Genomic DNA, 26,611 nt, shown 5'->3' on the forward strand with positions numbered 1-26,611 from the left:
AGGTGTCCAGGCACAGCCGTCGAGTCCGCCGGACCGTTCGACAATGATCGGATGCAGGTGTTCTATGCCACCCAGTTCGTGCTTCCGTTGCCGGCTGGGCACAGGTTCCCGATGGCCAAATACCAGCTGTTGCGCGATCGGCTGGTGCAGGAACTGCCTGAATTGCGGCTGATGCAGGCCGAAGCCGCCAGCGACGGCGAACTCGCACTGGCTCATGCGCCAGGTTACGTCCGGTCCATTGCCGATGGCAGCGTGGCGGCTGAAATCCTTCGCGAAATCGGGTTCCCCTGGAGCGCGGGTATGGCAGAGCGGGCGCGCCGATCGGTTGGAGCGACGATCGCCGCCTGCCGGATCGCCCTGCAGGAGGGGATCGCTGCCAATATCGCCGGCGGAACCCATCATGCCAGTGCCGAGCGCGGCGGTGGCTTTTGTGTCTTCAACGACGCGGCGGTGGCCTCACGCCTGATGCAGGCCGAGTCGGTACGTCGCCAGCGCGCGCTACGGGTGGCGGTCATCGACCTGGACGTGCACCAGGGCAACGGCACCGCGCGCATTTTTCGCAAGGACCCTTCCGTGTTCACTTTGTCGCTGCATGGAAGGAACAACTTCCCGTTTCGCAAGGAAGCCGGCGATCTCGACGTGGACCTGCCAGACGGCTGTCGGGACGACGAATACCTGTGCGCCTTGGATGGAGCGCTCCAGGAGTTGGAACATCGGTTCTCCCCGGACCTGGTGATCTACCTGGCCGGAGCCGACCCGCACGAAGGCGATCGCCTGGGGCGGCTCAAACTCACCTGGGATGGCCTCGAGGCGCGTGACCGCCGCGTGTTCGACTGGGCCTGGCAACGCGGCGTGCCGCTGGCCTTCGCGATGGCCGGTGGCTACGGCCGCCGCATCGAAGACACCGTGCAGGCGCAAGTGAACACATTCACCGTGGCCAGCCAATACTGGCGGCGCTGGCAAAATCGGTCGCGGTGAGCGGCCGGTTCGCGCCACCCTGGAGAACCTTTCGTGAGCACCCCATCCCAAGTCAGCACCCGCATCGAGGATCCCGGCAGCGTCGATGACGCGATCGCCAGCCGATTCTCGGCGCGGGCTTTCCTGCCGCGGCCCGTTCCGCGCGAGACCATCGAAGGCATCCTCGAAGTGGCGCGCCGTTCACCGTCCGGAACCAACACGCAGCCCTGGAGGGTTTACGTCCTGCAAGGTGCCAGCCGCGAGGCCCTGGTGGCGCAGGTCTGCGCCGCCCACGACGCGATCTACGCCGATCCATCACTCGCCCAGGAATACCCCGAGGATTGGGACTACTACCCCCGCCAATGGGTGTCCCCCTACCTGGATCGCCGGCGCGAGAACGGCTGGGGACTGTATGGGCTGCTGGGCATCGCTCGGGGTGAAAAGGACAAGATGCATGCGCAGCACCAGCGCAACTTCCGCTTCTTCGACGCGCCCGTGGGGCTGATGTTCACCATCGATCGCGTGCTGGGCCGTGGTTCCCTCATGGACTACGGCATGTTCCTGCAGAACATCATGGTGGCCGCGCGGGCCCGGGGCCTGCATACCTGTCCCCAGGCCGCCTGGAACGGCTTTTCGCGCATCGTGCTGCCGCACATCGGAGCCGGCCCCGACGAAATGCTCGTGTGCGGCATGTCCCTCGGCTGGGCGGACGAGACCGCGCCAGTCAATCACTTCCACACGCCCCGGGAACCGGTGGCGTCCTTCACCCGTTGGCTCGACTGAAGTAAATCCCCATGAGCAAAACCAAACCTCGCGTCGTGGTGGCGCGCGCCGTCTACCCAGACGTGCTGGCGCAGCTGCAGACCTATTTCGACATCCAGGCCAATCAGGATGACGAGGTCTGGAGCCCCGAGCGGTTGATCGCCACGCTGCGCGGGGCGGCCGGAACCCTGACCACGGGCAGCGAGCGCATCGATGCCGAGGTGCTCTCCGCCTGCCCGGAGCTGCGCATCTGCGCGAACATGGCCGTGGGCTTCAACAACTTCGACGTGCCGGCCATGAACGCCGCAGGCGTGCTGGCGACCAACACCCCGGGGGTCCTCACCGAGACGACGGCCGATTTCGGCTTCGCCTTGCTCATGGCCACCGCCCGTCGAATCACCGAAGGCGAGCATTTCCTGCGCGCCGGCCGGTGGACCAAGTGGAGTTACGACCTGTTCGCCGGCCAGGACGTGCACGGCACCACGCTGGGCATCCTGGGCATGGGGCGCATTGGCCAGGGTATCGCGAGACGCGGAGCGCACGGCTTCGGCATGCAGGTGATCTACCACAACCGCAGCCGCCTCTCGCCCGAGCTGGAAGCCGACTGCAAGGCCCGCTACGTGAGCAAGGACGAACTGCTGCGAAGCGCTGACCACCTGATGCTGGTGCTGCCCTACAGCCCGGCAGCCCACCACGCGATCGGCGAGGCCGAGCTCGCCCTGATGAAGCCCACCGCCACGCTGGTCAACATCGCGCGGGGCGGCATCGTCGACGATGCGGCGCTCGCCCGCGCTCTGCGCGAGGGCCGTATCGCCGCCGCCGGGCTGGATGTGTTCGAAGGGGAGCCGCAGGTGCACCCCGACCTGCTGGCGGTTCCCAACGTGGTGCTCACACCCCACATCGCCAGTGCCTCGGTGCCGACGCGGCGCGCGATGGCGCAGCTGGCCGCCGATAACCTGGTCGCCTTCCTGGTCCACGGCAAACCGCTGACGCCGGTCAATCCCGAAGTGCTGGGGGACCGTTGAACGCCGAACCCTGGGTCGCCGCGGCGGCGGCGTTGGGCGCGCTCGCCCTGTTGGTGCTGCTGCTGGCCCGCAGCCTGCAGCAGGCCGGCAGCATGCGTGCCGAACTTCTCGCGGCGGGCGAGCGGCTCGAGCGCGAACTGCGGCGCGAGGTGAGCGAATCGTCGCGCAGCGGCCGCCAGGAACTCACCCACAGCCTCACGCACTTCCAGCAAGCGCTGGTGCAACAGGGGGCCGAGGCCACCCGCACCCAGAACGCGCAGATCGATGCCTTCGGGCAGCAGCTGGCCCTGCTGCAAAAGTCTCTGGGCGACACGTTGAACCTGCAGCTGGCCGCGCTGGGCGAAGCCAACGCGCGCCGCATCGGCGAGGTGCGTGCGACGCTGGAGACCCAGCTGGCCTCACTGCAGCAGAACAACACCGCCAAGCTCGAGGAGATGCGCCGCACCGTCGACGAGAAGCTGCAGGCCACGCTGGAGACTCGCCTTGGCGAGAGCTTCCGGCAAGTCGCCGAGCGGCTCGAGCAGGTTCACCACGGCCTGGGGCAGATGCAGTCGCTGGCGCAGGGTGTGGGTGACCTGCAGCGCGTGCTGACCAACGTGAAGACGCGCGGTATCTTCGGTGAGGTGCAGCTGGAGGCGCTGCTCGAGCAGGTGCTTACCCCTGAGCAGTACGCGTGCCAGGTCGAGACGCGGCCCAACAGCCGACAGCGCGTGGACTTCGCCATCCGCTTTCCTGGCCGCAGCGACGACGGCGCGCCGGTCTGGCTGCCCATCGATGCGAAGTTTCCGCGCGAGGACTACGACCGCCTGCTCGATGCGCACGACCGCGCCGACGCCGCGGCTGTCGAGACGGCGGCGCGTGCCCTCGAAGCACGGGTTCGCCAGGAGGCGCGCAGCATCTGCGAAAACTACGTCTGCCCACCGCACACCACTGACTTCGCGATCCTGTTCCTCCCTGTGGAGAGCCTCTACGCCGAGGTGCTGCGCCGCCCCGGGCTGATGGACTTTCTTCAGCGGGAGCACCGCGTCACCCTCGCAGGTCCCACCACCTTGCTGGCCATGCTCAATAGCCTGCACATGGGCTTTCGAACCTTGGCCCTGCAGGAGCAGGCCTCCGAAGTCTGGAAGGTGCTGGGTGCCGTCAAGACCGAACTGGAGCGCTATGGCGACTGGGTGGCGCGCATGCGCGAGCAGATGCAGAAGGCCGCCGACACGTTGGACAAGGCCGACACGCGCACGCGCCAGTTGCGGCGGGCGCTGAAAGAGGTGGAGGCCTTGCCGGCGGCGCAGGCGCAGGCCCTGTTGCCCGTCGGGGAGGACGCGCTTGACGAGCAAGCACCCTGAGCCCCCGGGCAACGGCAGGCCCGCCCTCGGCCGCGAACTGGCGCGCCTGATCGCGGGGCAGCTGTTCATCCACGGCACCATGGCCGGCACCCGCATGGCCGCGCCGCTGCTGGCGCTGCGCGAGGGCCATACCCCCTTGGCGGTGGGCATGCTGCTTGCCTTGTTCGCTCTCACGCAGGTGTTCCTGGCCCTGCCGGCCGGCCGCTATGCCGACCGGCACGGCCTGAAGCGTCCGTTGAAATTCGCTGTGGTCGCGGCAACCCTGGGCGCCGGCGCTGCCGCGGCCTTGCCGATCTTTCCGGTGCTTTGCCTGGCTGCGCTGCTGACGGGTGGGGCGACCGGCGTCGCGTCCATCTGCCTGCAGCGCCACGCGGGGCGGGTGGCGGCGGGACCCGTTCAATTGCGCCAGGTCTTCTCCTGGCTGTCCATCGGGCCAGCGTTCTCCAACTTCGTCGGGCCGTTCATGGCTGGCCTGTTGATCGACAACGGCGGTTTCCGCGTGGCCTTTTTCGCACTGGCGCTGATGCCGCTGATCACCTGGGCCTGCATCCGTGGCGCGCGTGAGTTGCCGCCGGTGGCGATGGCCGCTGGAGACCGCAAGGGCAGTGCCTGGGACCTGCTGCGTCAACCCGATTTCCGTCGGCTGATGGTCATCAATTGGGTGCTGTCCTCGTGCTGGGACGTGCACCTGTTCATCGTGCCCGTGCTGGGCCACGAGCGGGGCCTGGCGGCCTCGGTGATCGGCACCTTGCTCGGCACGTTCGCCCTGGCCGCTGCCCTGGTGCGCCTGGCCATGCCCCTGATCGCGGCGCGGCTGCAGGAGTGGCAGGTCATCGCCGGGGCCATGGCCACGACCGCGCTCGTGTTCGGCGTCTACCCCCTGGTGGCACCGCCCTGGGCCATGGGTGTCTGCTCGGCCTTGCTGGGCGTGGCGCTGGGTTCCGTGCAACCGATGGTCATGAGCACCCTGCACCAGATCACGCCCGCGCATCGGCATGGCGAGGCGCTCGGACTGCGCCTGATGTCGCTCAACGGCTCCAGCGTCGTCATGCCCATGCTGTTCGGTGCGGCTGGCGCCGCGGTGGGCGTCGCCGGCGTGTTCTGGAGCACGGGTGCCGTGATGGCCGCATGCACCCGCCTGGCGTTCGCGATGAAGCCCCGCCCGGCGTGAGCCCAGCGCAAGGTCAGAGGTTGTAGAACCCGCGGATCACGTCCCAGGCTGCCTCGGGGTCGTCGGCGTACTGGAACAAGGACAAATCGTTGGGCGAGATCACGCCTTCTTCCACCAGCGTGTCGAAATTGATCAGGCGTTTCCAGTAGTCGGACCCGAACAGCACGATGGGCACCTGGCGCGACTTGCGCGTCTGCACCAGCGTGATCACCTCGAACAATTCGTCGAGCGTGCCGAAGCCGCCGGGGAACGCCACCAGCGCCTTGGCCCGCATCATGAAGTGCATCTTGCGCAGGGCGAAGTAGTGGAACTTGAAGGACAGCGCGGGCGTGACGTAGGGGTTGGCGGCCTCTTCCATCGGCAGGGCGATGGACAGGCCGACACTGATGCCGTCCGCCTCGAAGGCCCCACGGTTCGCCGCCTGCATGATTCCCGGCCCGCCTCCCGTGCAGATGAACAGCTTGTCGGACGGCTCCTTGTCCGAGCTGTAGCGCGCCACCAGCTGACCGAAGGCACGGGCCTGCTCGTAGTAGCGCGCGTTGCGTGCCAGCGTCCTGGCGCGGCGGATGGTGGTCTCATCGCCGCCTGCTTCGGCCGCCGCCAGCAGCGCATCGGCCTCTTCCTGGCTGCGAAAGCGTGCGCTTCCGAACACCACGATCGTGTTCTCGATGCCGTGCTCGATCTGTCCCAGGTCCGGCTTGAGCAGCTCCAGCTGGAAGCGGATGCCACGTGTCTCGCGCCGCAGCAGGAACTCGGGATCTGCAAAGGCGAGCCGGCTTGCTTCAGGTGTCAGGGGCAAGCCGGCATCGGAATGGGCTTGCAGGGTGGCCCAGGCGTCGGCCAGGCGTTGATCGTGGATGTTTCGAGAAGCCATGTGCGCGATTTTGACCGCAAGGTCGCACCCCGGCCCTTGAACACGAGGCGTCGATGGCCCGAGCGGACTATGCCGGCGCGTCGCTGGCCTGTCGCGCCAGCCATCGAAGCAGCCCGGCGCGCGCTGGCGCCAAACCCTTGTACGCCGCCACCGCCTCGCTCATGGAAGCCAGGCTGTCGTGCAGCCGCGCGGCCTTGGCGCGCGTGTCGACGGCGAGCACCAGTGGCTGCAACTGGACGCGGATGGTGAACACCGCCTGTCGCGTGCCGCGCCCGACAGGGAAGAAGGTCTGTCGTTCCACCCGGAGAAAGCTCGCCTGCGCCAGGGCCGCAGGATCGTCGCCGGCGGGCCAGGGCTGTCGGGGGTGCCGCAGCGGATGCTGGTCGAACCGGGCCGAGGGGCTGATCGTCCAGACATGGCGCTGCCATCGGTCCCCGGCCGTGGCCAGGCGCACCAGCTGCTGCGCTGCGGCGATGAGATTGGCGTTGTCGGCCACCGGCGCATGCACCTGGGCGAAGCTGCGGCCGATCTTTTGCTCGGGTGCCCAGTGCGAAGGCGTGCATACGCACAGCCAGGGCAGTGTCCCGTCGGAGCCATCCAGAATCGCCAGGTCTTCCTCGAAAGCAAGTTCGAGTGGCGCTCCGGCGGCCAGCGCAGCACCGCAACCGTCGAGCGCCGCTTGCTCGGCGATGCTCTCCTGCGCGGCGGCCGGGTCGAACCCGGGGACGCACAGCCGTGACTGGCCCGACTGCCAGACCCGCAGCTTCTCCGCATGCAGCGGACTGCCAGGATCGAGCGCCGTCAACTGCGGCGCACGGCCCGGCGCCAGGCGGGACAGGCCGGGCTGCATGCGAAAGGGCGTCGCAATCAGGTTGAAGTCGAAGTCCATGGCCTCAAGAGACAAAGGGCTCCCGAGGGAGCCCTTGAATGGGGTCCGGCCTGGCGCTGGGCGTCAGACGCGGCGGCGGTATTCCCCGGTGCGCGTGTCGATTTCGATGCGGTCGCCCTGCGCCACGAAGATCGGCACGCCGACCTCGAAGCCGGTGGCGATCTTGGCCGGCTTGAGCACCTTGCCCGAAGTGTCGCCCTTGACCGCCGGCTCGGTCCAGGTGACCTCGCGTTCGACGCTGGTGGGCAGTTCGACCGAGATCGCCTTGCCGTCGTAGAACACCACCTCGGCGGACATGCCGTCTTCGAGGTAGTTGAGCGCGTCGCCCATGTTCTCGGCTTCGACTTCGTATTGGTTGTACTCGGTGTCCATCCACACGTACATCGGATCGGCGAAGTAGGAGTACGTGCACTCCTTCTTGTCCAGCACGATCTGGTCCATCTTGTCGTCGGCCTTGAAGACGATCTCGGTGCCCTGGTTGGACAGCAGGCTCTTGAGTTTCATGCGGACCGTGGCCGCGTTGCGTCCGCCGCGGGCGTACTCGGTCTTGAGCACGACCCAGGGCGCGCCGTTCTGCATGATGACGTTGCCGGCGCGAATTTCTTGAGCGATTTTCATAACTGTGGTGGCGAGGGTGAGGCCGGCCGGCACCAAGTCGGTTCGTGAATGCCGCGGCAAGGGCGCCCTGGATGGCCGCGGTGGGCGGCCCAGTAGGCGCAAAGCCCGTGATTTTACGCGGTAAAGCCCAAGGCCCTTTCAGGCGCGCGGGCAGCTGCCTGTCGCCATGCGCATCAGCTGCGTGACCAGGTCCTCCTGCGCCAGCAGCCGGGCCCGGGCTGCCTGTGCCGCCCGTTGCCATCCGGACAGCGCGTCGATGGGTGGCAAGTCCGGTGCGAAGCCGTTCCACGCCAAGTGGAAGGCGCGCAGCGACGGTGGCGCCGCAAGGCGGTCGAGGAACGCATCCAGCTTGTCGCGGTGGACCCCGTCCTCTTGCGGGTAGATCTGCCAGACCAGGGGCTGGCCGGCCCAGAGCGCACGCACCAGCGAGTCTTCGCCGCGCACGAAGTTCAGGTCGCAGGTCCAGAGCAGCTCATCGAACTGCTCCTGGCTCATCAGCGGCAAAAAGCTCGTTCGCAGGGTGCCGGAAGCGTTCCAGCCGGGTTGCCGCGCGTCGAGCTCGCGCATGGCACGCCCGGTGGCGGCGCGAGCGCGGCCTTCCGTGACCAGCAGCCGCGTGGGCTCGCCCCGCGCCAGCTGCATCAGCAGCGGTTCGACGGGCGGCTCATAGCAAAAGAGGCTGATGAGCCTCTCTCCTTCCGGCGGCAGCGATCGCGCACGCAACCAGGCGGCGCGGTCGAACGCCGCCTGGCGAGTTGCCAGGGCCTGTTCACGAATCAGCCCGCCGGTCAGCGGTGTGAAGCCGGGATAGAAGAACTTCTTGGTCAGGCCTTTGGCCGGCCCGCTCAGCACGGGCGAGGCCAATCCGTGGCAGCGCTCGACCCATGCTTCGGCACTGAGGTACTCGAGGTTGATCCATGCCGGCTGCCGCTGTTCGCGCCGGGTGCGCTCGGCCAGGGCGACCAGGTAGGCCTCGTGCGGATCGCAGCCGAAGGCCTCCACCACCACCTGCGCGGGCGAATGCGCCGCCGACGCTTCCTGCCAGCGCAACACCTCGACCCGAGGCGCGCCCCGGGGGGCCATGAAAGCCAACGCGGCGGGCTCGTCGACCCAGAGCCGCACCGACTCGCCACGGCCGGCGAGTTCGGCCGCCAGGCGCCAGCACACGCCCAGATCGCCATGGTTGTCGATGACTTTGCAGAAGATGTCCCAGCGCATGCTCCCGGGATAATAGGGCGCATGTCCGTGGTGCATTCCGAACAACTCCTGGCGCAGGTCGCGGCCCTGCCGCAGCTGCCAGGGGTCTACCGATATTTCGATGCCGACGGTGGCGTGCTCTACGTGGGCAAGGCGCGCAACCTCAAGAAGCGCGTCTCCAGCTACTTCCAGAAGAACCACGGCGGCACCCGCATCGGCCACATGATCAGCCGCATCGCGCGAATGGAGACCACGGTGGTGCGCTCCGAGGCCGAGGCGCTGCTGCTCGAAAACAACCTCATCAAGGCGCTCAACCCGCGGTTCAACATCCTGTTCCGCGACGACAAGAGCTATCCCTACCTGAAGATCACCGGCGCCGCCGACAAGCTCGGTGCCGACGGGCAGGGCGCGGCCGAGTTCCCGCGGGTGGCTTACTACCGCGGCGCGGTCGATCGCAAGCATCGCTACTTCGGCCCCTATCCGAGCGCCTGGGCGGTCAAGGAATCCATCCAGCTGCTGCAAAAGGTCTTCCGGTTGCGCACCTGCGAGGACACGGTGTTCGCCAACCGCACGCGACCCTGCCTGCTGCACCAGATCAAGCGCTGCTCGGGCCCGTGCGTCGGACTGGTGTCCGCGGACTCCTACCAGCGCGATGTCGCCGACGCCGAGGCCTTCCTGCGTGGCGATGCGCAGGGCGTGCTGCATGCGCTGGAGTCGCGTATGACCGAACACGCGCAACGGCTGGAGTTCGAGCAGGCCGCGCAGCTGCGCGACCAGGTCAGCGCGCTGTCGCGCGTGCTGCACCAGCAGTCGGTGGAGACGGCATCTGACAAGGACGTGGACATCCTGGCCGTGCGGGTGCAAGGCGGCAAGGCCTGCGTGAACCTGGCCATGGTGCGCGGGGGGCGCCACCTGGGCGATCGACCCTACTTTCCCACGCACGTGGAGGACGCGATGGCGGTCGAGGCGCTGGACGATGCGGCCGACGCGGCCCCGGCTCGCCCGGCGGAGGTCCAGGTCCTGGAAGCCTTCATCGCCCAGCACTACCTCAACGTGCCGGTGCCGCCGGCCCTGATCACCAGCCATGCCGTGGACCGGGCACTGATCGATGCCTTGTCGCAACAGGCGGGCATCCGGCTGGGCGCGGTGCACAATCCCCGCGAGCAGCGTCGCATCTGGCTGGAGATGGCCGAGAAAAACGCAGCGCTCCAGCTCGCGAGATTGCTTGCGGAGGAGGGCTCGCAGCAGGCTCGCACGCGGGCGCTGGTCGAGGCGCTGGAGCTCACGCCGGACGACCTGGACGGGCTGCGCATCGAATGTTTCGACGTGTCCCACACGGCCGGCGAGGCCACCCAGGCCTCGTGCGTGGTGTTCCACCACCACAAGATGCAGAACGGCGAATACCGGCGCTACAACATCGATGACATCACGCCCGGTGACGACTACGCCGCCATGCGCCAGGTGCTCACCCGCCGCTATGGCCGCTTGGCCGAGGTCGGCCGCGACCCGCCCGACGCCTCGCCACCGCAAGCCGCGGTGCCGCAGGCTGGTGGCGAACCGGAAGCCGCCGAGGCGGCTGCGACGCCGGCCCGGCGCTTCGCGCGCGGATCGACCGGCGCCGCGACCCGCCTGCCCGATCTCGTGCTGATCGACGGCGGCAAAGGCCAGGTCGGGATGGCGCGCGAGGTCTTCGCCGAACTGGGGCTCGAGTTGTCGGTCATCGTCGGTGTCAAGAAAGGGGAGGGCCGCAAGGTGGGTCTGGAGGAGCTGGTGTTCGCCGACGGCCGTCCCTCGGTGTACCTGGGCAAGGATTCCGCCGCCCTCATGTTGGTGGCCCAGATCCGCGACGAAGCGCACCGTTTCGCGATCACCGGCATGCGCGCACGGCGTGCTCGGGTGCGCGTGGGCGGCAGCACGCTGGAGGAGATACCCGGGGTCGGAGCCAAGAAGCGTGCGCGGCTATTGCAGCGCTTCGGCGGCATCCGCGGCGTGGCCGCCGCGGGGGTGGACGACATCGCCACCGTCGAAGGCATCTCGCGTGACCTGGCCGAGCAGATTTATCGCGCCCTGCACTGACCCGGGCGCACAGCACGGCCGTGCCAGAATCGCGCCCATGTTCCTGACCCTCCCGACGATCCTGACCTGGACGCGCATCGTCGCCATTCCGCTCCTCGTCGGTGTGTTTTACGTCGGGCTGGAGCCGCGCCTGCAGAACCTGGTGGCCACGGTCATGTTCATTGCCTTCGCGCTCACCGATTGGCTGGACGGCTACCTGGCCCGGCGCCTGAACCAGACCTCCGCCTTCGGCGCCTTTCTCGATCCCGTTGCGGACAAGTTCCTGGTGAGCGCTTCGCTCCTGGTGCTGGTCAACCTCGGGCGCGCCGACGTGTTCGTCGCCCTCATCATCATCGGCCGCGAAATCGCCATTTCCGCCTTGCGCGAGTGGATGGCGCACATCGGCGCCTCGCGCAGCGTGGCGGTTCACATGCTGGGCAAGGTCAAGACCACCGTCCAGATGGTGGCCATCCCTTTCCTGCTGTTCGATGGCGTGCTTTTCGGGGCGCTGCACACGGGCACCTGGGGAGCCTGGCTGATCTGGATCTCGGCGGTCCTCACGGTCTGGTCGATGGTGTACTACCTGCGCAAGGCGCTCCCTGAGATCCGCAAGCGCGTCAAGTGATCACGCGGCCGGAGTGATGCAGCGTATGGGAGAACTGACATGACGGCGGCCCTGCCGACAAACGCGCGCCAGGACTTGCTGTTGCGTTCGATGCCCGCGGTGTTCGTGCTGATCTGGAGCACCGGCTTCATCGTGGCGCGCTACGGCATGCCGCATGGGCCGCCGATGACCTTCCTGGCGATCCGCTATGGCCTCTCGGTGCTGTCGTTCCTGGCCTGGGCCGCTCTGGCGCGGGCCGTATGGCCGTCCGGCAGCAGGCAATGGCTGCATCTGGGCGTGACCGGTGTGCTCATGCATGCGGGCTACCTGGGCGGTGTGTGGGCCGCCGTCAAGGGCGGCATGGGTGCCGGCCTGGCGGCCTTGCTGGTCGGCCTGCAGCCCGTGCTCACCGCGCTGTGGGTCTCGAGCGCGGGCGGATCGGTGTCGAGCCGACAGTGGACGGGCCTCGCGCTCGGCCTGGGCGGACTCCTGCTGGTGGTGTGGCAGAAGCTGGGCCTCGGTGAGGTCAATTCGGCCAACCTGCTGATGGCGGGCATGGCACTCCTGAGCATCACCGCAGGCACCCTCTACCAGAAGCGATTCGTGCAGCCCTGCGATGTGCGCACCGCCAACCTGGTCCAGCTCGCGGCTGCCTTTGTCATCACGCTGCCGTTTGCGCTGCTCGAGCGGGAGGCCATGCGCTGGTGGCTGCCCTCCGGATCGCTCAACCTCGAGCTCACCGGTGCCATGACCTGGTCGGTGCTGGTCCTCACGCTGGGCGGCAGTTCGCTGTTGTACCTGTTGATCCAGCGCGGCGTGGCGACCTCGGTCACCAGCCTGATGTATCTCGTGCCGCCCACCACCGCACTGATGGCCTGGGTGCTTTTCGGCGAGCCGATCACGGCGCTCACCGTGGCCGGGGTGGCGCTGACCGCCATCGGGGTCAGCCTCGTCGTGCGGACGGGCCGCTCGTGATTGCCTGATCCCTCCACGGCTCCAGAATCGCGGCATGCTGCAAGACTTCATTCCCCATGAGGTGGACCGCGCCGGTGTGCGGCTCCACGTACGGCGCGGCGGGCAGGGCGCGCCCTTGTTGCTGATGCACGGACACCCCCAGACCATGTCCATGTGGCACCGCGTCGCTCCGGAGCTGGCGCGCGAGTTCACGGTGGTCCTGATGGACCTGCGCGGTTACGGTGATTCGGCCCGGCCAGAGCCGGGGCAGGGGAGCGCGGCATACAGCAAACGCGAGATGGCCGCCGACGCGCTGCACGTGATGCATTCGATGGGCTTCGATCGCTTCGCCGTGCTCGCCCACGATCGCGGTGCCCGTGTGGCGCACCGCCTGGCGGCGGACCATCCTGGAGCGGTGGACCGCCTGCTGCTGCTGGATATCGCTCCCACGCTGGGCATGTACCAGCACACCAGCGAGGCCTTCGCACGGGCCTACTGGCACTGGTTCTTCTTGATCCAGCCGCCGCCCCTGCCTGAGGCGCTGATCGAATCCGATCCGGTGCGCTACCTGCGCAGCGTGATGGGCAGCAGGCCTGGCGGCCTGGCGCTGTTCGATCCCGCCGCACTGGCCGAGTACGAGCGTTGGATCCAGCTTCCCGGCAGCGCGCGCGGCATGTGTGCCGACTACCGTGCCAGCGCCGGCATCGACCTCGAACACGACCGCGCGGATATCGCCGGGGGCCGACGCATCGAGCAGCCGCTACACGTGTTGTGGGGCCGGCGCGGTGTGCTCGAAACCTGTTTCGACGTGCTGGCGCTGTGGCGCGAGCGGGCCGTGCGCGTGACGGGCCGCAGCCTGCCATGCGGCCACTACCTGGCCGAGGAGGCGCCGCAGGAGGTGCTGTCCGAGGCCCTGCCTTTTCTCAGGAGTACATGAAATGAGCAAGCACCGCATCGCTGTCATCGCGGGCGACGGCATCGGCAAGGAGGTCATGCCCGAGGGCATTCGCGTGCTGGAATCGGCGGCCTCGCGCTTCGGCATCGACCTGCAATTCGACCACTTCGACTTCTCGAGCTGGGAGTACTACGAGCGGCACGGCAAGATGCTGCCGGACGACTGGAAGGACCGCATCGGCGGTCACGACGCGATTTATTTCGGCGCCGTCGGCTGGCCCGAGAAGATCCCCGACCACGTGTCGCTCTGGGGCTCGCTCCTGATGTTCCGGCGCGAGTTCGACCAGTACATCAACCTGCGGCCGGCGCGCCTCATGCCCGGCATCATGGCCCCGGTCGTACGCCGTGACGGCAGCCCTCGCCAACCAGGCGAGATCGACATGTACATCGTGCGCGAGAACACCGAAGGCGAGTACTCCAGCATCGGCGGGCGGATGTACGCAGGCACCGAGCGCGAGATCGTGATGCAGGAAACCGTGATGTCGCGCTTCGGCGTGGACCGGGTGCTGCGCTTCGCCTTCGAGCTCGCCCAGTCGCGGCCCAAGAAGCACCTCACCAGCGCCACCAAATCCAACGGCATCGCGATCACCATGCCTTACTGGGACGAGCGCGTGGAGGCCATGGCTCGCGCCTACCCGCAGGTGAACGTGGACAAGTTCCACATCGACATCCTCACGGCGCACTTCGTGCAGCGGCCGGACTTCTTCGACGTGGTGGTGGCCAGCAACCTGTTCGGAGACATCCTGTCCGACCTCGGCCCCGCCTGCACCGGCACCATCGGTATCGCTCCCAGCGCCAATTTGAACCCGGACCGCAGTTCTCCGTCCCTGTTCGAGCCGGTGCATGGCTCGGCGCCGGACATCGCGGGCAAGGGAGTGGCCAACCCTATCGGGCAAATCTGGTGCGGCGCGATGATGCTGGAGTTCCTGGGCTACAAGGACGCGCACGATGCGATCCTGGCGGCGATCGAGCAGGCGCTGCGCCCTGGCAGCGGCGCCGCGCGCACACCCGACATCGGCGGCACCGGCCGCACCGACGACGTCGGGCGCGACATCGCCGCGGCCCTGTGAGGCCGCTGCGCAGGGCGCCGGAGGTAGCCTGTTGTAATGCCGCAGGCCGTATTGACACCGCCTGGGGCGGTGGCTTTAATCACCTCCGGCGGCCGCCTGGCTCAGCTGCAACGTACGACCCTCCCTGTTCATCTGGCGCCCGCGACGAGTTCGCGGGTCGGGGAGGCGTCGGCCGATGATCAAGGGCGACCGGACTGCTATTCATCACCAATGAGGGGTACCCGTGAACAAGACCGAGATGATCGATCACATTGCCAAGCACGCCGACATCTCCAAGGCGGCAGCCACCCGCGCACTGGAGTCCATGATCGGCGCCGTCAAGACGACTCTGCGCAAAGGCGGCTCGGTCTCCCTGGTCGGTTTCGGAACCTTCGCCGTTGGCAAGAGGGCTGCGCGCAGCGGCCGCAATCCCCGCACCGGCGACGAGATTAAAATCAAAGCCGCCAAGGTACCCAAGTTCCGGCCCGGTAAGGCGCTCAAGGATGCGCTGAATTGATCTGGAACTTTCGGTGGGGTGCTTAGCTCAGTTGGTAGAGCGGCGCCCTTACAAGGCGTAGGTCGGCGGTTCGAGCCCGTCAGCACCCACCATCCATGCAAAGGCGGACCTTCAGGTTCGCCTTTTGTCTTTTCGCCAGAGCGACGCGCACCGCGCCAAGAGAGTCGACATGTTTGAGTACATCCGCAAGAACAACCGTGTCTTGATGTTCATTTTGTTCCTGCTGATCATCCCCTCGTTCGTGCTGTTCGGCATCGAGGGGTACACCCGCATGAACGACCGCGGCCCGGTGGTCGCCAAAGTGGCCGGCGAGGACATCCGCGAAAGCGAATGGGAGGCCGCGCACCGGCGCGAGGTCGACCGCATGCGCGAGGCCATGCCCAACCTGGACATCAAGCTGCTCGATACGCCGCAGGCGCGCTACGGCACGCTGGAGGCCCTGGTGCGGGACCGTGTCATTCGCGCGGCGGCCAGTGATGCGCGCCTATTCACCGGGGACCAGCGGCTCGCGGGTGAACTGCAGAACCACCCGGTGATCGCGTCCCTGCGCGGCCCGGACGGCCAGATCGACATGGCGCGCTATCGGCAACTCGCGGCGCAGCAGGGCATGACGCCCGAGATGTTCGAAAACCAGTTGCGCGCCGACCTGTCCAACCGGCAGGTGCTCGGCGGCCTGGCCGCCAGCAGCCTGGTGCCGCCTTCGCAGGCGCAGGCCATCCTCGATGCCTTCCTGCAGCGGCGCAAGGTGCAGGTGGAGCGTTTCGAGCCCGCGGAATTCGCCAAGCGCGTCACGCCGACCGATGCCGAGGTCGAGGCGTATTACAAGGCCAACACGCAGCAGTTCCAGGCGCCGGAACAGGTGGACATCGAATATGTGGTGCTCGACCTCGAGTCGGTCATGCGCGACATCCGCATCAACGAGGACGACCTCAAGACCTATTTCGAGCAGAACATGGCCCGCCAGGCCGGCCTCGAAGAGCGCCGCGCCAGCCACATCCTGGTGGCGGCGCCCGCTTCGGCTCCCGCGGCCGAGCGTGAGGCCGCAAAACGCAAGGCAGAAGAACTGCTGGCGCAGGTGAAGAAGTCGCCCGCCAGCTTTGCCGAACTCGCCCGCAAGAACTCGCAAGACCCGGGCTCGGCAGCGCGTGGTGGTGACCTCGACTTCTTCACCCGCGGGGCCATGACCAAGCCCTTCGAAGAGGCGGCCTTCAACCTGAAGAAGGGGGAGATCTCCGAGGTGGTGGAGACGGACTTCGGCTATCACATCATCCAGCTCACCGATGTGCGCGCGCCCAAGCAGCAGACATTCGCCGAGGTGCGTCCCCAGCTCGAGGCCGAGCTCAAGAAGCAGCAGGCGCAGCGCAAATTCGCGGAGATGGCCGACGCCTTCAGCAACGCGGTGTACGAGCAGGCCGAGGCCCTGAAGCCGGTGGCCGAACGCTTCAAGCTCCAGCTGCGCACCGCCAGCGGCGTGCAGCGCGAACCGGCTCCCGGCGCGCAAGGCGTGCTGTCCAACCCGAAGCTGCTCAATGCCCTGTTCTCGCCCGAAAGCATTTCGCGCAAGCGCAACACCGATGCCATCGAAGTCGGACCCAATCAGCTGGTATCGGCGCGGGTCGTGAATCACCAGCCCGCCCAGGTGCTGCCGCTCGAGCAGGTGAAAGATCGTGCCCGCGAGCAACTCAAGATGGCGCGAGGCATCGAGCTCGCGCGTGAAGCGGGCGTCAAGCAACTGGAGGCGCTGAAGGCGGATCCTGGCTCGGTGAAGCTTCCCGAGCCCATGGTCATCTCGCGCGAAACCCCGCGCAACCTGCCTGAAGCCGTCGTCGAATCGGCACTGCGCGCCGATCCGGGCAAGTTGCCTGGCGCGGTGGGCGTCGACCTGGGCAGGGACGGCTACGCGGTGGTCAAGGTGCTGGAGGTGGTTCCGCGCGAGGCACGCGCCGATGACGTGACCCAGCAGGAACGCCAGCAGGTCGCTCAATGGGTGGCGCAGGCGGAAGCTCGCGCGTACTACGAGATGCTCCAGAAGCGTTACGACGTGCAGATTCGCGCGCCGAAGCCGCAACTGGGCGCCGAGACCCCCCGGTGAACGCCATCCGCCGTTGAGGGCGAGCCGCGAGCCGACCTGGCGGCCGGCTCGCGCGTCTCGTGCCGTTGATGTGCGTGATGCACAAAAGACGAAGCCCCGGACTTGCCGGGGCTTCAAATGGTGGGGTGGCTGATGGGACTCGAACCCACGACGACCAGAATCACAATCTGGGACTCTACCAACTGAGCTACAGCCACCGTCGAGTCCGGCATTATAGCCGGCGAACTCGGCTCCTTTTCAGGACGCCTGAGCTTCTTCGTCTGCAAGCGAGGTGGGGCGTGAACAATCGTGCCTCGATGTGTCGGCAGTCGCTGTTCGGATGAGTTCAGGTGAGGAGAGGGGCGCAAGCGCTTCTAAAATCGTTTGCATCTGCTTGCCCATGAAAATCCTCATTTCAAACGACGACGGCTACCAGGCCCCGGGCATCATCGCGCTGCACGACGCGCTGAAGGACCTGGGTGAGGTCGAAGTCATCGCCCCCGAACACAACAACAGCGCAAAGTCCAATGCGCTCACCTTGAACCAGCCGCTCACCGTGTACGAAGGGGCGCGCGGCTTTCGCTACGTCAACGGCACGCCCGCCGACTGCATGCACATCGCGCTCACCGGGTTGCTCGGATATCGGCCCGACCTGCTGGTGAGCGGCATCAACAACGGCGCCAACATGGGCGACGACACCATCTACTCCGGCACCGTCGGAGCCGCGATGGAGGGCTACCTGTTCGGTGTTCCGGCGATTGCCTTCTCTCAGGTCGAAAAGGGATGGGCCCATCTCGATGCGGCGGCCCACAAGGCGCGCGAGCTGGTGCAGCGCGTGATGCAGCAAGGCCTGCAAGCGGGCGCCACGCCCTTCCTGCTGAACGTGAACATTCCGAACCGGCCGCTCGAATCGCTCGGCTCGTTCGAGGTGTGCAGGCTCGGGCGCCGGCACGCGGCCGAGAACGTGATCTCGCAGGCCAGCCCGCGTGGTGGCACGCTGTACTGGATCGGTGCTGCCGGTGCCGCCAAGGACGGTGCGCCAGGGACCGATTTCCACGCCACGGCGCAAGGCAACATCTCCGTCACTCCCCTGCAAGTGGATCTCACCGACTACGAGGGCCTCGGAGACTGGACGCGTCACGTGCAGGGCTTCGGCGCCAACCCATGACGCGCCGTCCCACCTTTCCAGCACGCTTGCCCATTCCTGCCGCGGTGATCCCGATCCGGCGCGGCACGGGAGCGCCCGCGCAACCCGTCGTGTCGAAGACGACCCAGGCCAGCGGTCTCGGGCTGGACTCCGCGGCGGTTCGCGCCCGCATGGTGCGCAAGCTCGCCGCCCAGGGCATCGCCGACAGCCGCGTGCTGCAGGCCATGGGCGAGGTGCCGCGCCATGCCTTCGTCGACAGCGCGCTGGTGAACCAGGCTTACGAGGACACCAGCCTGCCGATCGGTCTGGGACAGACGATCTCCAAGCCCAACGTGGTGGCGCGCATGATCGAACTCCTGCTTGGCGGCCAGTGCGACGAGCACGGTCGCCTGGGCCGCGTACTGGAGATCGGCACCGGCTGCGGCTACCAGGCGGCCGTGCTGGCACGCGTCTCGCGCGAGGTCTACAGCATCGAGCGGCTGCGGGGGCTGCACGAGAAGGCGCGCGCCAACCTGCGGCCGCTGCGGGTCCCCAATGTGCATCTCCTGTTCGGTGACGGCATGGTCGGCTTTGCCAAAGGCGGGCCGTACGCCGGAATCATCTCGGCGGCGGGCGGCGAGTCCATTCCGTCGGCATGGATCGAGCAGCTCGCGTTCGGCGCGCGCATCGTCGCGCCCAGTGTCATGACCGGAGGTGCGCAAGCCCTCGTGGTGCTGGAAAAGACCACCGCCGGCCTCAAGCGAAGCGTGCTCGAGGCTGTTCATTTCGTCCCTCTAAAATCTGGAATCGCTTGAAGGAATTGCACAACATGTCACAGCTTCCGAGGCAGGTTCGGAATCCCGTTTTCATCCTGCTGGCGGTAGCGGTGCTCTCGGGTTGCGCGTCGCGCGCGCGTGGACCCGCACCGATCGAAGACCGCAGTGCCATGGTTCGCAGCGCCACGCAACCAGCCGCTGCACCGACGTCGACGCCGCAGCCCGCCGTGGTGGCCGAGGCTCCCCGCGTGCTGCCGGGCGCCGAGAACGCCGGCAAGCCGGGCTACTACACCGTTCGGCCCGGCGACACCCTGATCCGCATCGCGCTCGACACCGGATCCACGGTTCGCGACCTGCAGCGCTGGAACAACCTGGACAACCCCAACCTGATCGAAGTGGGCCAGGTGCTGCGCGTGGTGGCGCCGGTGGGGCCTGCCGTCGCCGCGGCTACTGCCGCCACGGCGCCGGCCACCGCCACACCGGACGGCGTGGTCACTCGTCCTGTGCCACCTTCTCCGATGGCCGCTGCGCCGGTGGCGCCCCAGTCTGGCCAGGCGCGTGGCGCTGCCGCCGCACCTGGCGCGACCGCACCGACGCCAGGCGCGACCGGCACCACTGCTGCCACGCCGGCCGCACCCGCATCGCCTCCGGCACCGGCACCGGCACCGGCACCGGCACCGGCACCGGCACCGGCACCCACCATTCCTGCGCCCAGCGCCCCGGTCCCCTCGTCGGACGAGGACGTCGCTTGGGGCTGGCCCGCCCCCGGCAACACCCAGGTGATCGCCGCCTTCGACGAGGCGCGCAACAAGGGACTCGACATCGCGGGGCGGGCGGGTGACCCGGTCACAGCCGCGGCCGACGGACGGGTGGTCTATGCCGGCGCCGGCTTGCGCGGGTATGGCAATCTCGTCATCCTGAAACACAACAACACCTATCTCACCGCGTACGCGCACAACCAGACGCTGCTGGTGAAAGAAGACCAGATGGTTCGCAAGGGCCAGAAGATCGCCGAGATGGGATCGTCGGACGCCGATCGAGTCAAGCTGCACTTCGAAATTCGGCGACAGGGACGCCCCGTCGACCCCGCGCGCTTCCTGTCCCGATGACGATCCGCTGCTGAGAAAAAAGAGCAGGTGCAGCCTGCTCTTTTTTTCGTGGGGGACTACTGCGGCCAAGCTGAAGGTGAGCATCACCTTCTCATGTAGTCCTTCGCTGGCACGGCCACCGCGCACCGGCCGACTCTTCCGGTCGCTGCATCGCAACGCGGTCCGCCAGCCCTTCCTACGGCAGACGCCAGGGCCGGCCCACCTGCCAGGTGGACGGACGGCTGCAAAGTGGGCCGTCGCGGGCGCGTTGCCCGCTCACCGATGAAAGGACACTGCCATGCATCAGCTTCGATCCAAGCGCCTGATGGCCGCGTCATCGGTCGCTGTCCTGCTGGCTTTGAGCGCAGGCCACGCTGCGGCCGAGGCGACCGCGACGGACTCCCGCGAGTCAGCGGCCCAGGCCCGAGAAAGAGACTACGCCCCCGTAGGCAACGTGAAGCCGGGCGTGTATGCCCCGACGGGCGAGAGTAACCGCGGCATCGCCGAAGCCATCGGGGACGCTGCGCTGATTGCCCGCATCAATATGCGACTGGCCGCCGAGGAGAACCTGAGCGCTCAGGACATCAAGGTGCATAGCCTGGACAACGTGGTCACGCTCCGTGGCGTGGTGCCTTCCGAGGAGGCGAAGCTCCATGCCGAGCGCCTGGTCCGCGAAAACTACAGTGAAGTGCGCCAGGTACGCAACGAGCTGCGAGTCGACGCCCAGGCGGCCCGCATGGATGGCGAGCGGCGTGGAGACGCCCGCATGGGGGCGGGTCCGGCCCGTCACCCCGAGCAGCAATCTGACCGCTGAGACTCTCGCCGCGGCCTTGCCAGCTTGTCCCGGCGGCTTTACCGGCGTTGGGCCGCCGGTGAGCGGCCGTCCGCTGCCGCTGAAGGCTCCGTGGCGTTCTGCGTGCGGGCGCGCTGCAGCTTGATGTGGGCGGCCAGACCGCCTGAACTCGTGTTGGCGAGGGCGAAGACACCGCCCATGCGCTGCACGGTCTTGTCCACGATGGCCAGGCCGAGCCCCGCACCCGTGGCCGCCGTTCGGGCGGTGTCACCGCGGAAGAAGGGCTTCATGAGGTTGGGCAAGGCTTCGGGGGCCACGCCGGGGCCGTGGTCGCGCACCTTCAGCAGCACCCAGTCATTGCGCGTCTTCGCTGCGATGTCGACCACCGCGATGCCGGTGTCGGGCGTCTTGCCATAGCGGCGGGCGTTTTCAAGCAGGTTCGAGATCACGCGTGCGAGCTCGACTTCGTCCGCCAGCACATACATGTTGCGCGGCATGTCGACGTTGATGCGCATGTCGCCCTGGTCTTGCACGGCGTACACGCAGGCCTGGATCACATCGTTGAGGCTCACGCGCCGGAGCTCGGTGTGGTCGGGCCGGGCGTAGTCGAGAAACTTGTCGATGATGGCGTCGAGCTGGTCGATGTCAGCGGCCATGTGGTCGCGTGCATCCTGGTCGGCCACGCTCATTTCGGTTTCAAGCCGCAACCGGGCCAGCGGCGTGCGCAGGTCGTGCGAGATGCCCGCCAGCATGACGGCGCGATCCTGCTCGATCTTGGCCAACTGCTGCGCCATGCGGTTGAACCCGATGTTCACCTCGCGGATCTCGCTGGTGACGGCCTTCTCGTCCAGGCGGCTCGCGTCGAAGTCGCCGTCGCGCACGCGGCTGGCCGCAAAAGACAGTTGCTTGAGCGGGCGGTTGATCAGCCGTGCGATCAGCGCCGCACCGGCCAGGGACAGTCCAGCCGCCGTCACCAGCCAGATCAGCCAGGTGCGACCGCCTACGCGCGAAAAGCGTGTGCGGTCCATCAGCAGCCAGTACGAATCCTCACCGATGGTGAATCCCACCCACAGGCCTGCTTCGCCGTTGACGCTCGCCGCCAGCAGCGTGCCGGGACCGAGCCGCGACATCAGCTCGCGGGCGATGTTCTGGTCCATGGACGCCGAGTCGAATACGGTGTAACGATCAGTCGTCTTGCGCGGCATGATGCGCATGTCCTCGCGCTCGGCCAAGGCCTTGATGAGCGAGACGCGCGCAATGGCATCCGAATACTGGAGGGCCGCCCGGCTGAGGTTGACCAGAGACGCGATCTGTTGCGCGGTCTGCATCGCGCGCGGCTCGAACTCGAGGGCGCGGAAGGTCTGCAGCCACGCAACGATCGAGCCGATCAGCAGCAGCGACAGCAAGAAGAACGTGCGCCAGAAGAGCGAAAGCCCCACCCGGGGCCGGCTCTCCAGCGGGGCTGGTGCAGTTTCGAGCGGGACGGGCCCGCTCATGGGTGGTTCGATGGGGCGGCTATGTGCGCTGAGCAAGGCTCGGGCTTTCCTGGAGTCCTGCGACTCGTCGCGAGGCACGGTTCAAATAGATCAGCCAGCACCGTCCGGCACGAACACGTAGCCCACGCCCCAGACGGTCTGGATATAACGCGGTGCAGCGGGATCGGTCTCGACCAGCTTGCGCAGGCGCGAGACCTGCACGTCGAGGCTGCGATCGAACGGCTCGAACTCACGGCCGCGCGCCAGTTGTGCGAGCTTCTCCCGCGACAGGGGCTGCCGCGGATGACGCACCAGCGCCTTGAGCATGGCGAATTCGCCGGTGGTCAAGGGCAGTTCGTCGCCGTTCTTGCGCAAGGTGCGGGCACCCAGGTCGAAGGCGAAGGGGCCGAAATTGACCACCTCGTTCTCGCTGGAGGGAGCACCGGGCGCTTCCTGCACCGGGCGCCGCCGCAGCACCGCATGGACGCGCGCCAGCAGTTCGCGCGGATTGAAAGGCTTGCCGAGGTAATCGTCGGCGCCCACCTCGAGCCCGACGATACGATCCACATCTTCGCCTTTGGCCGTCAGCATGATGATGGGGGTGCGGTCGTTGGCTGCACGAAGGCGCCGGCAGATCGACAGGCCGTCTTCGCCCGGCATCATCAGGTCCAGCACGATCAAGTCGGCCGTCTCGCGAAGCATCAACCGGTTGAGGGCTTTGCCGTCTTCCGCAAGGATGACCTCGAAGCCTTCTTGCGTGAGGTAGCGGCGCAGCAAGTCGCGAATCCGGGCGTCGTCATCGACGACGAGGATCTTGTCTGTGCGGGCTGCATTTTGGTTCATCGGCATTCCACAAGTTCATTTGTAACAGTGGCCATTTTGAGCCGCTTGTTGCATGTCGTGCGATGTTTTGCCCGGTGCCTCACACAGGGTTACAAAAGTTGCCCCAGCAGGACGCAGGGACATTGGGCTCGCGTACGCTCCCCGGCAAGCGAATTGCACATCTTCTATGAATAAGAAAGACCGCATGAAACCCGACTTGCGCGTAGCTGCGCTGATCTTGCCATGGCTGCTGCAGAGTTTCGTCGCCGTGGCGCAGACGCCGCCTGCCACCCCCCTGGTTCCGGAAAATGTTCTCAACTTCAGCACGAGCGCGAGCGTCGACGTGCCACAGGACAAGCTCAGCCTGCGCTTGTCCACGACGCGCGAGGCGCCGGTGGCCCAGGCGGTGCAGGAACAGCTGAAGGCCGCCGTGGACCAGGCGCTGGGCCAGCTGCGGCCGCAGGCGCAGGAGCAGCTGATGGAGGTGCGCACCGGCGGATTGAACGTGCAGCCCAGGTTCGGGCGCGACGGGCGCATCCAATCGTGGACGGGCACTGCCGAAATCCTGCTCGAGGGACAGGACATCGCACGGATCACCCGCGCGGCCGGTCGCATCGAATCGATGACCGTGGCCGGCGTCGAGTTCGGCCTCAGTCGCGAGCGGCTGCGTGAAGCCGAGGCTCGCGCGCAGCACGAAGCCATCCAGCGATTCCGGGCAAAAGCCACCGAGCTGGCCCGTGCCTTCGGCTTCGGCGGCTATGTCCTGCGGGAAGCCAGCGTCGATTCGAACGAGCAGGGTCCACCGCCGCGTCCGCGCATGTTGGCGATGGAAGCCCGGGCCGCCACCGCCGACTCGCCCGTGCCGGTGGAGGCCGGGCGGACGACCGTCCGTGTCAATGTCTCGGGATCCATCCAGATGAATGCACCGGTGGGTGCTCGATGAAGCGCCTGCTCGTCATCATGAACCCGGCGTCGGGTTCGGGCGCGGCCGACGCGGCCGAGCGCCGCGGCGCGATCGAGCAGGGGTTGCGCGAGGCCGGCGCCGACTTCGACTTCATCGAGGTGCGCGATCCGGGGCAGCTGGACTCGACCTGCCGGGCGGCAGCCGAGCGTGCGCGCCGCGAGGACGCCGTGCTGGTCGCCGTCGGTGGGGACGGCACCATCACCACCGCGGCCCAGGCAGCGCATCAAGCGGGCTGCGTCATGGGTGCCATTCCACAGGGCACCTTCAACTACTTCTGCCGAGTGCACGGCATCCCGCAGGATCTCGAACGTGCCGTCAAGGCACTGGCGCGCGCCGAGCCGCGGCAGGTGCACGTGGGGGCGGTGAACTCGCGCCTGTTCCTGGTCAATGCCAGCCTGGGCATGTACCCGCAGCTGCTCGATGACCGGGAGGACTTCCTCGAGCGCTTCGGCCGCCGCCGCTGGGTGGCCCTGGCCGCTGCGCTGGCCACGCTGGTCCGCTGGCGGCACCAGCTGCGGGTGGAGGTCGAGGCGGATGGTCAGGTGCGACAGCTGCGCACGCCCATGATCTTCGTGGGCAACAACCCCCTGCAGCTCGCCCGATTGGGACTGGACGCCGGGTTGGTCAAAGACGTGGGGCACGGATCGCTTGCGGCACTGGTGCTCAGGCCCATCGGCACCTGGGCCATGCTGGGCCTGCTGCTTCGCGGCGCGCTGGGTCGCCTGGGCGAGGCCGACCAGCTGGAAAGCTTCACCTTCCAGCGGCTCACCGTGCGCATGCGTGGCGTGCGCCGCACCAAGGTGGCGGCGGATGGCGAGATCGGCGTGATGACTCAGCCGATCCGCTTCGAAGTCTGCGAGCAGCCGCTGACGCTGATGCTGCCGTGCGCCGAGGACCGAGTGGAGGTGGAGTGAGCCTGCTGCTGCACATCTCCGATACCCATTTCGGCACCGAGCAGCCGCCTGTCGTGCAGGCACTGAAAGACCTGGTGCAGGAGCGCCGGCCGGACGCGGTGATCCTCAGCGGCGATGTGACCCAGCGCGCCACCGCCACGCAGTTCGCGGCTGCTCGGCGGTTGCTCGACGAGCTGGGTCGCCAGCCGCGTCTGGTGCTGCCGGGCAACCACGACATTCCGCTCTACAACCTGGCACTTCGCTTCTTGCAGCCGTACCGCCGCTACACGCATGCCTTCGGGACCGAGCTCGAGCCCGTGCTGGAGCTGGAGGATTGCCTGGTGATCGGAGTGAACACCACCCGGCCGCAACGCCACACCGACGGCGAGGTGTCGTCGCTGCAGGTGGACGCGGTAGCCCGTCGACTGGCCTCGGCGAGATCGCCCGGGCAGTTGCGCATCGTGGTGACCCACCAGCCGGCGGCAGTGATCCGCGCCGGCGACCAGCACGACCGCCTGATAGGCGCGGACGCCGCACTCAAGGCGTGGGCCGAAGCCGGTGCCGACCTGGTGCTGGGCGGACACATCCATCTGCCCTACGTGGTGGAAGTGAGCCGCCAGTGCGGCGCGACCGGCGCAAGCCCGCTGTGGTGCGTGCAGGCTGGAACGGCCTTGTCGCGCCGGGTGCGTTGGGGAACGGCGAACTCCCTCAACCTGATCCACTGGCACGCGGCCGATCCGGGGCAGCCGCGCGGCTGCAAGGTGGAGCGCCACGACTACGACGAACACGCCGGCGCGTTCATCGTCGCCGACCAGCACCAGTTGGCGCTGGGATGAGGGCCCTTACTGCGCGGCCCAGCCGCCATCCATGTTCCAGGCCACGCCGCGCACGTTGTTCGCGGCCGGAGAGCAGAAGAACACGGCCAGCTCGCCGAGTTCCTCGGGCGTCGTGAACTGCATCGACGGCTCCTTCTCTCCGAGCAGGCGCCGGGTGGCTTCCTCGTTGCTCCAGCCATGGGCCGCGGCCTTGTCGTCCACCTGCTTTTGCACCAGCGGCGTCAGCACCCATCCCGGGCAGATCGCGTTGCAGGTGATGCCGGTGGTGGCGTTCTCCAGGGCCACCACCTTGGTCAGCCCGACCAGCGCATGCTTGGCCGAGACATAGGCGCACTTTTCGGCCGAGGCGACCAGGCCGTGCACCGATGCCACGTTGATGATGCGGCCCCAATTGGCGGCCCGCATGGCCGGCAGCGCCAGCCGCGTGGTGTGGAAGGCGCTCGACAGGTTGATGGCGAGGATGGCGTCCCATTTCTCGGGCGGGAACTCCTGCACCGGTGCCACGTGCTGGATGCCGGCGTTGTTCACCAGCACGTCGACCTGGCCGAAGCGCTCGGCCGCGAACTGCATCATCTGTTCGATGTCGGCCGGCCGGCTCATGTCCGCGCCGTGGTAGTCGACCTCCACGCCCAGGGCTGCGATCTCGGCCTTGGGCGCCTGCACGTCGCCGAACCCGTTGAGCAGGATCCGTGCGCCCTGGCGCGCGAGTGCCTTGGCGATCCCCAGCCCGATGCCGCTGGTGGAACCCGTGACGAGAGCCGTCTTGCCTCTGAGCATCTGCCTTCTCCGATTCAATTA

At 67.5% G+C, this 26,611-nt stretch carries 26 protein-coding genes and 2 tRNA genes; 20 read left to right on the top strand and 8 right to left on the bottom strand.

Going from position 1 to position 26,611, the window contains the following annotated elements:
* Positions 1–51: 51 nt before the first annotated feature.
* The 5 genes from JI739_RS08240 to JI739_RS08260 are packed head-to-tail and all read left to right on the top strand — an operon-like array spanning position 52 to position 5,258.
* Positions 52–978: a histone deacetylase family protein gene (locus JI739_RS08240; RefSeq protein WP_201683414.1), complete on the top strand. Its 927-nt coding sequence runs from the start codon at positions 52–54 to the stop codon at positions 976–978.
* 33 nt (positions 979–1,011) lie between these two features.
* Positions 1,012–1,740, top strand: coding sequence for a nitroreductase (locus JI739_RS08245; protein WP_201683415.1), 729 nt, complete (start codon positions 1,012–1,014; stop codon positions 1,738–1,740).
* A gap of 11 nt (positions 1,741–1,751) precedes the next feature.
* Positions 1,752–2,744 (top strand): 2-hydroxyacid dehydrogenase, encoded by a 993-nt coding sequence (locus JI739_RS08250; RefSeq protein WP_201683416.1) that lies wholly within the window; start codon positions 1,752–1,754, stop codon positions 2,742–2,744.
* Positions 2,741–4,087: a DNA recombination protein RmuC gene (locus JI739_RS08255; protein ID WP_435531595.1), complete on the top strand. Its 1,347-nt coding sequence runs from the start codon at positions 2,741–2,743 to the stop codon at positions 4,085–4,087. The genes JI739_RS08250 and JI739_RS08255 overlap by 4 nt, the downstream gene beginning before the upstream one ends.
* Positions 4,068–5,258 (top strand): MFS transporter, encoded by a 1,191-nt coding sequence (locus JI739_RS08260; protein ID WP_255520201.1) that lies wholly within the window; start codon positions 4,068–4,070, stop codon positions 5,256–5,258. Before JI739_RS08255 ends, JI739_RS08260 begins: the two co-directional genes overlap by 20 nt.
* 13 nt (positions 5,259–5,271) lie before the next feature.
* Here JI739_RS08260 and JI739_RS08265 read toward each other — a convergent pair whose 3' ends face one another.
* The 4 genes from JI739_RS08265 to earP all read right to left on the bottom strand — a co-directional run bounded on the left by JI739_RS08265 (position 5,272) and on the right by earP (position 8,857).
* Positions 5,272–6,132: an LOG family protein gene (locus JI739_RS08265; RefSeq protein ID WP_201683417.1), complete on the bottom strand. Its 861-nt coding sequence runs from the start codon at positions 6,130–6,132 to the stop codon at positions 5,272–5,274.
* A 67-nt stretch (positions 6,133–6,199) separates the two neighbouring features.
* Entirely contained in the window at positions 6,200–7,021 is an 822-nt protein-coding gene (locus JI739_RS08270) for a heme-dependent oxidative N-demethylase subunit alpha family protein (protein WP_201683418.1), read from the bottom strand.
* Between the two features lie 63 nt (positions 7,022–7,084).
* Positions 7,085–7,639 carry an elongation factor P gene (gene efp / locus JI739_RS08275; protein WP_201683419.1) on the bottom strand — a complete coding sequence of 185 codons (555 nt, stop codon included), beginning with the start codon at positions 7,637–7,639 and terminating at the stop codon, positions 7,085–7,087.
* A 138-nt stretch (positions 7,640–7,777) separates the two neighbouring features.
* The gene (gene earP, locus JI739_RS08280; RefSeq protein ID WP_201683420.1) at positions 7,778–8,857 is read right to left on the bottom strand and encodes an elongation factor P maturation arginine rhamnosyltransferase EarP; all 1,080 of its coding nucleotides are present in this window, start codon (positions 8,855–8,857) and stop codon (positions 7,778–7,780) included.
* 21 nt (positions 8,858–8,878) lie between these two features.
* Between earP and uvrC the strand changes: the two genes are divergently transcribed.
* From uvrC to JI739_RS08320, 8 genes are all read left to right on the top strand, one after another.
* Complete coding sequence (gene uvrC / locus JI739_RS08285) at positions 8,879–10,912, top strand: excinuclease ABC subunit UvrC (protein WP_201683421.1); 2,034 nt, start codon at positions 8,879–8,881, stop codon at positions 10,910–10,912.
* A gap of 37 nt (positions 10,913–10,949) precedes the next feature.
* On the top strand, positions 10,950–11,516 hold the full coding sequence (gene pgsA / locus JI739_RS08290; protein WP_201683422.1) for a CDP-diacylglycerol--glycerol-3-phosphate 3-phosphatidyltransferase: 567 nt from the start codon (positions 10,950–10,952) through the stop codon (positions 11,514–11,516).
* Positions 11,517–11,555: 39 nt separating this feature from the next.
* The gene (locus JI739_RS08295; protein ID WP_236589426.1) at positions 11,556–12,470 is read left to right on the top strand and encodes a DMT family transporter; all 915 of its coding nucleotides are present in this window, start codon (positions 11,556–11,558) and stop codon (positions 12,468–12,470) included.
* A gap of 34 nt (positions 12,471–12,504) precedes the next feature.
* Entirely contained in the window at positions 12,505–13,386 is an 882-nt protein-coding gene (locus JI739_RS08300) for an alpha/beta fold hydrolase (RefSeq protein WP_201683423.1), read from the top strand.
* Position 13,387: 1 nt separating this feature from the next.
* Positions 13,388–14,473 carry a tartrate dehydrogenase gene (locus tag JI739_RS08305; RefSeq protein ID WP_201683424.1) on the top strand — a complete coding sequence of 362 codons (1,086 nt, stop codon included), beginning with the start codon at positions 13,388–13,390 and terminating at the stop codon, positions 14,471–14,473.
* A 223-nt stretch (positions 14,474–14,696) separates the two neighbouring features.
* Complete coding sequence (locus JI739_RS08310) at positions 14,697–14,969, top strand: HU family DNA-binding protein (RefSeq protein WP_201683425.1); 273 nt, start codon at positions 14,697–14,699, stop codon at positions 14,967–14,969.
* A 16-nt stretch (positions 14,970–14,985) separates the two neighbouring features.
* Positions 14,986–15,061, top strand: a tRNA-Val gene (locus tag JI739_RS08315).
* 77 nt (positions 15,062–15,138) lie between these two features.
* Positions 15,139–17,061 (top strand): SurA N-terminal domain-containing protein, encoded by a 1,923-nt coding sequence (locus tag JI739_RS08320; protein ID WP_201683426.1) that lies wholly within the window; start codon positions 15,139–15,141, stop codon positions 17,059–17,061.
* A gap of 121 nt (positions 17,062–17,182) precedes the next feature.
* Here JI739_RS08320 and JI739_RS08325 read toward each other — a convergent pair.
* A tRNA-His gene (locus JI739_RS08325) sits at positions 17,183–17,258 on the bottom strand.
* A 182-nt stretch (positions 17,259–17,440) separates the two neighbouring features.
* Here JI739_RS08325 and surE point away from each other — a divergent pair.
* The 4 genes from surE to JI739_RS08345 all read left to right on the top strand — a co-directional run bounded on the left by surE (position 17,441) and on the right by JI739_RS08345 (position 20,844).
* Complete coding sequence (gene surE / locus JI739_RS08330) at positions 17,441–18,208, top strand: 5'/3'-nucleotidase SurE (protein ID WP_201683427.1); 768 nt, start codon at positions 17,441–17,443, stop codon at positions 18,206–18,208.
* Positions 18,205–18,981: a protein-L-isoaspartate(D-aspartate) O-methyltransferase gene (locus JI739_RS08335; protein WP_201683428.1), complete on the top strand. Its 777-nt coding sequence runs from the start codon at positions 18,205–18,207 to the stop codon at positions 18,979–18,981. Before surE ends, JI739_RS08335 begins: the two co-directional genes overlap by 4 nt.
* Before the next feature lie 14 nt (positions 18,982–18,995).
* On the top strand, positions 18,996–20,051 hold the full coding sequence (locus JI739_RS08340) for a peptidoglycan DD-metalloendopeptidase family protein (RefSeq protein WP_201683429.1): 1,056 nt from the start codon (positions 18,996–18,998) through the stop codon (positions 20,049–20,051).
* Between the two features lie 277 nt (positions 20,052–20,328).
* Positions 20,329–20,844, top strand: a complete 516-nt coding sequence (locus JI739_RS08345; RefSeq protein WP_201683430.1) for a BON domain-containing protein — start codon at positions 20,329–20,331, stop codon at positions 20,842–20,844.
* A 38-nt stretch (positions 20,845–20,882) separates the two neighbouring features.
* Here the strand turns inward: JI739_RS08345 and JI739_RS08350 are convergent, their stop codons facing one another.
* Together JI739_RS08350 and ompR are read right to left on the bottom strand one after the other, a co-directional pair.
* Positions 20,883–22,319: a sensor histidine kinase gene (locus JI739_RS08350; protein WP_201683431.1), complete on the bottom strand. Its 1,437-nt coding sequence runs from the start codon at positions 22,317–22,319 to the stop codon at positions 20,883–20,885.
* A gap of 90 nt (positions 22,320–22,409) precedes the next feature.
* On the bottom strand, positions 22,410–23,141 hold the full coding sequence (ompR, locus tag JI739_RS08355) for an osmolarity response regulator transcription factor OmpR (protein WP_201683432.1): 732 nt from the start codon (positions 23,139–23,141) through the stop codon (positions 22,410–22,412).
* Between the two features lie 184 nt (positions 23,142–23,325).
* Between ompR and JI739_RS08360 the strand changes: the two genes are divergently transcribed.
* From JI739_RS08360 to JI739_RS08370, 3 genes are read left to right on the top strand one after another with little or no spacing between them, the layout of a single operon-like run.
* Positions 23,326–24,063 carry an SIMPL domain-containing protein gene (locus JI739_RS08360; protein WP_201683433.1) on the top strand — a complete coding sequence of 246 codons (738 nt, stop codon included), beginning with the start codon at positions 23,326–23,328 and terminating at the stop codon, positions 24,061–24,063.
* Positions 24,060–24,998 (top strand): diacylglycerol/lipid kinase family protein, encoded by a 939-nt coding sequence (locus JI739_RS08365; RefSeq protein WP_201683434.1) that lies wholly within the window; start codon positions 24,060–24,062, stop codon positions 24,996–24,998. The genes JI739_RS08360 and JI739_RS08365 overlap by 4 nt, the downstream gene beginning before the upstream one ends.
* The gene (locus tag JI739_RS08370; RefSeq protein WP_201683435.1) at positions 24,995–25,813 is read left to right on the top strand and encodes a metallophosphoesterase family protein; all 819 of its coding nucleotides are present in this window, start codon (positions 24,995–24,997) and stop codon (positions 25,811–25,813) included. Before JI739_RS08365 ends, JI739_RS08370 begins: the two co-directional genes overlap by 4 nt.
* Before the next feature lie 6 nt (positions 25,814–25,819).
* Here the strand turns inward: JI739_RS08370 and JI739_RS08375 are convergent, their stop codons facing one another.
* On the bottom strand, positions 25,820–26,590 hold the full coding sequence (locus tag JI739_RS08375) for a 3-hydroxybutyrate dehydrogenase (protein ID WP_201683436.1): 771 nt from the start codon (positions 26,588–26,590) through the stop codon (positions 25,820–25,822).
* Between the last annotated feature and the right edge of the window lie 21 nt (positions 26,591–26,611).

The organism is Ramlibacter aurantiacus, assembly GCF_016722895.1.
In the GTDB taxonomy this organism is placed as follows: domain Bacteria; phylum Pseudomonadota; class Gammaproteobacteria; order Burkholderiales; family Burkholderiaceae_C; genus Ramlibacter; species Ramlibacter aurantiacus.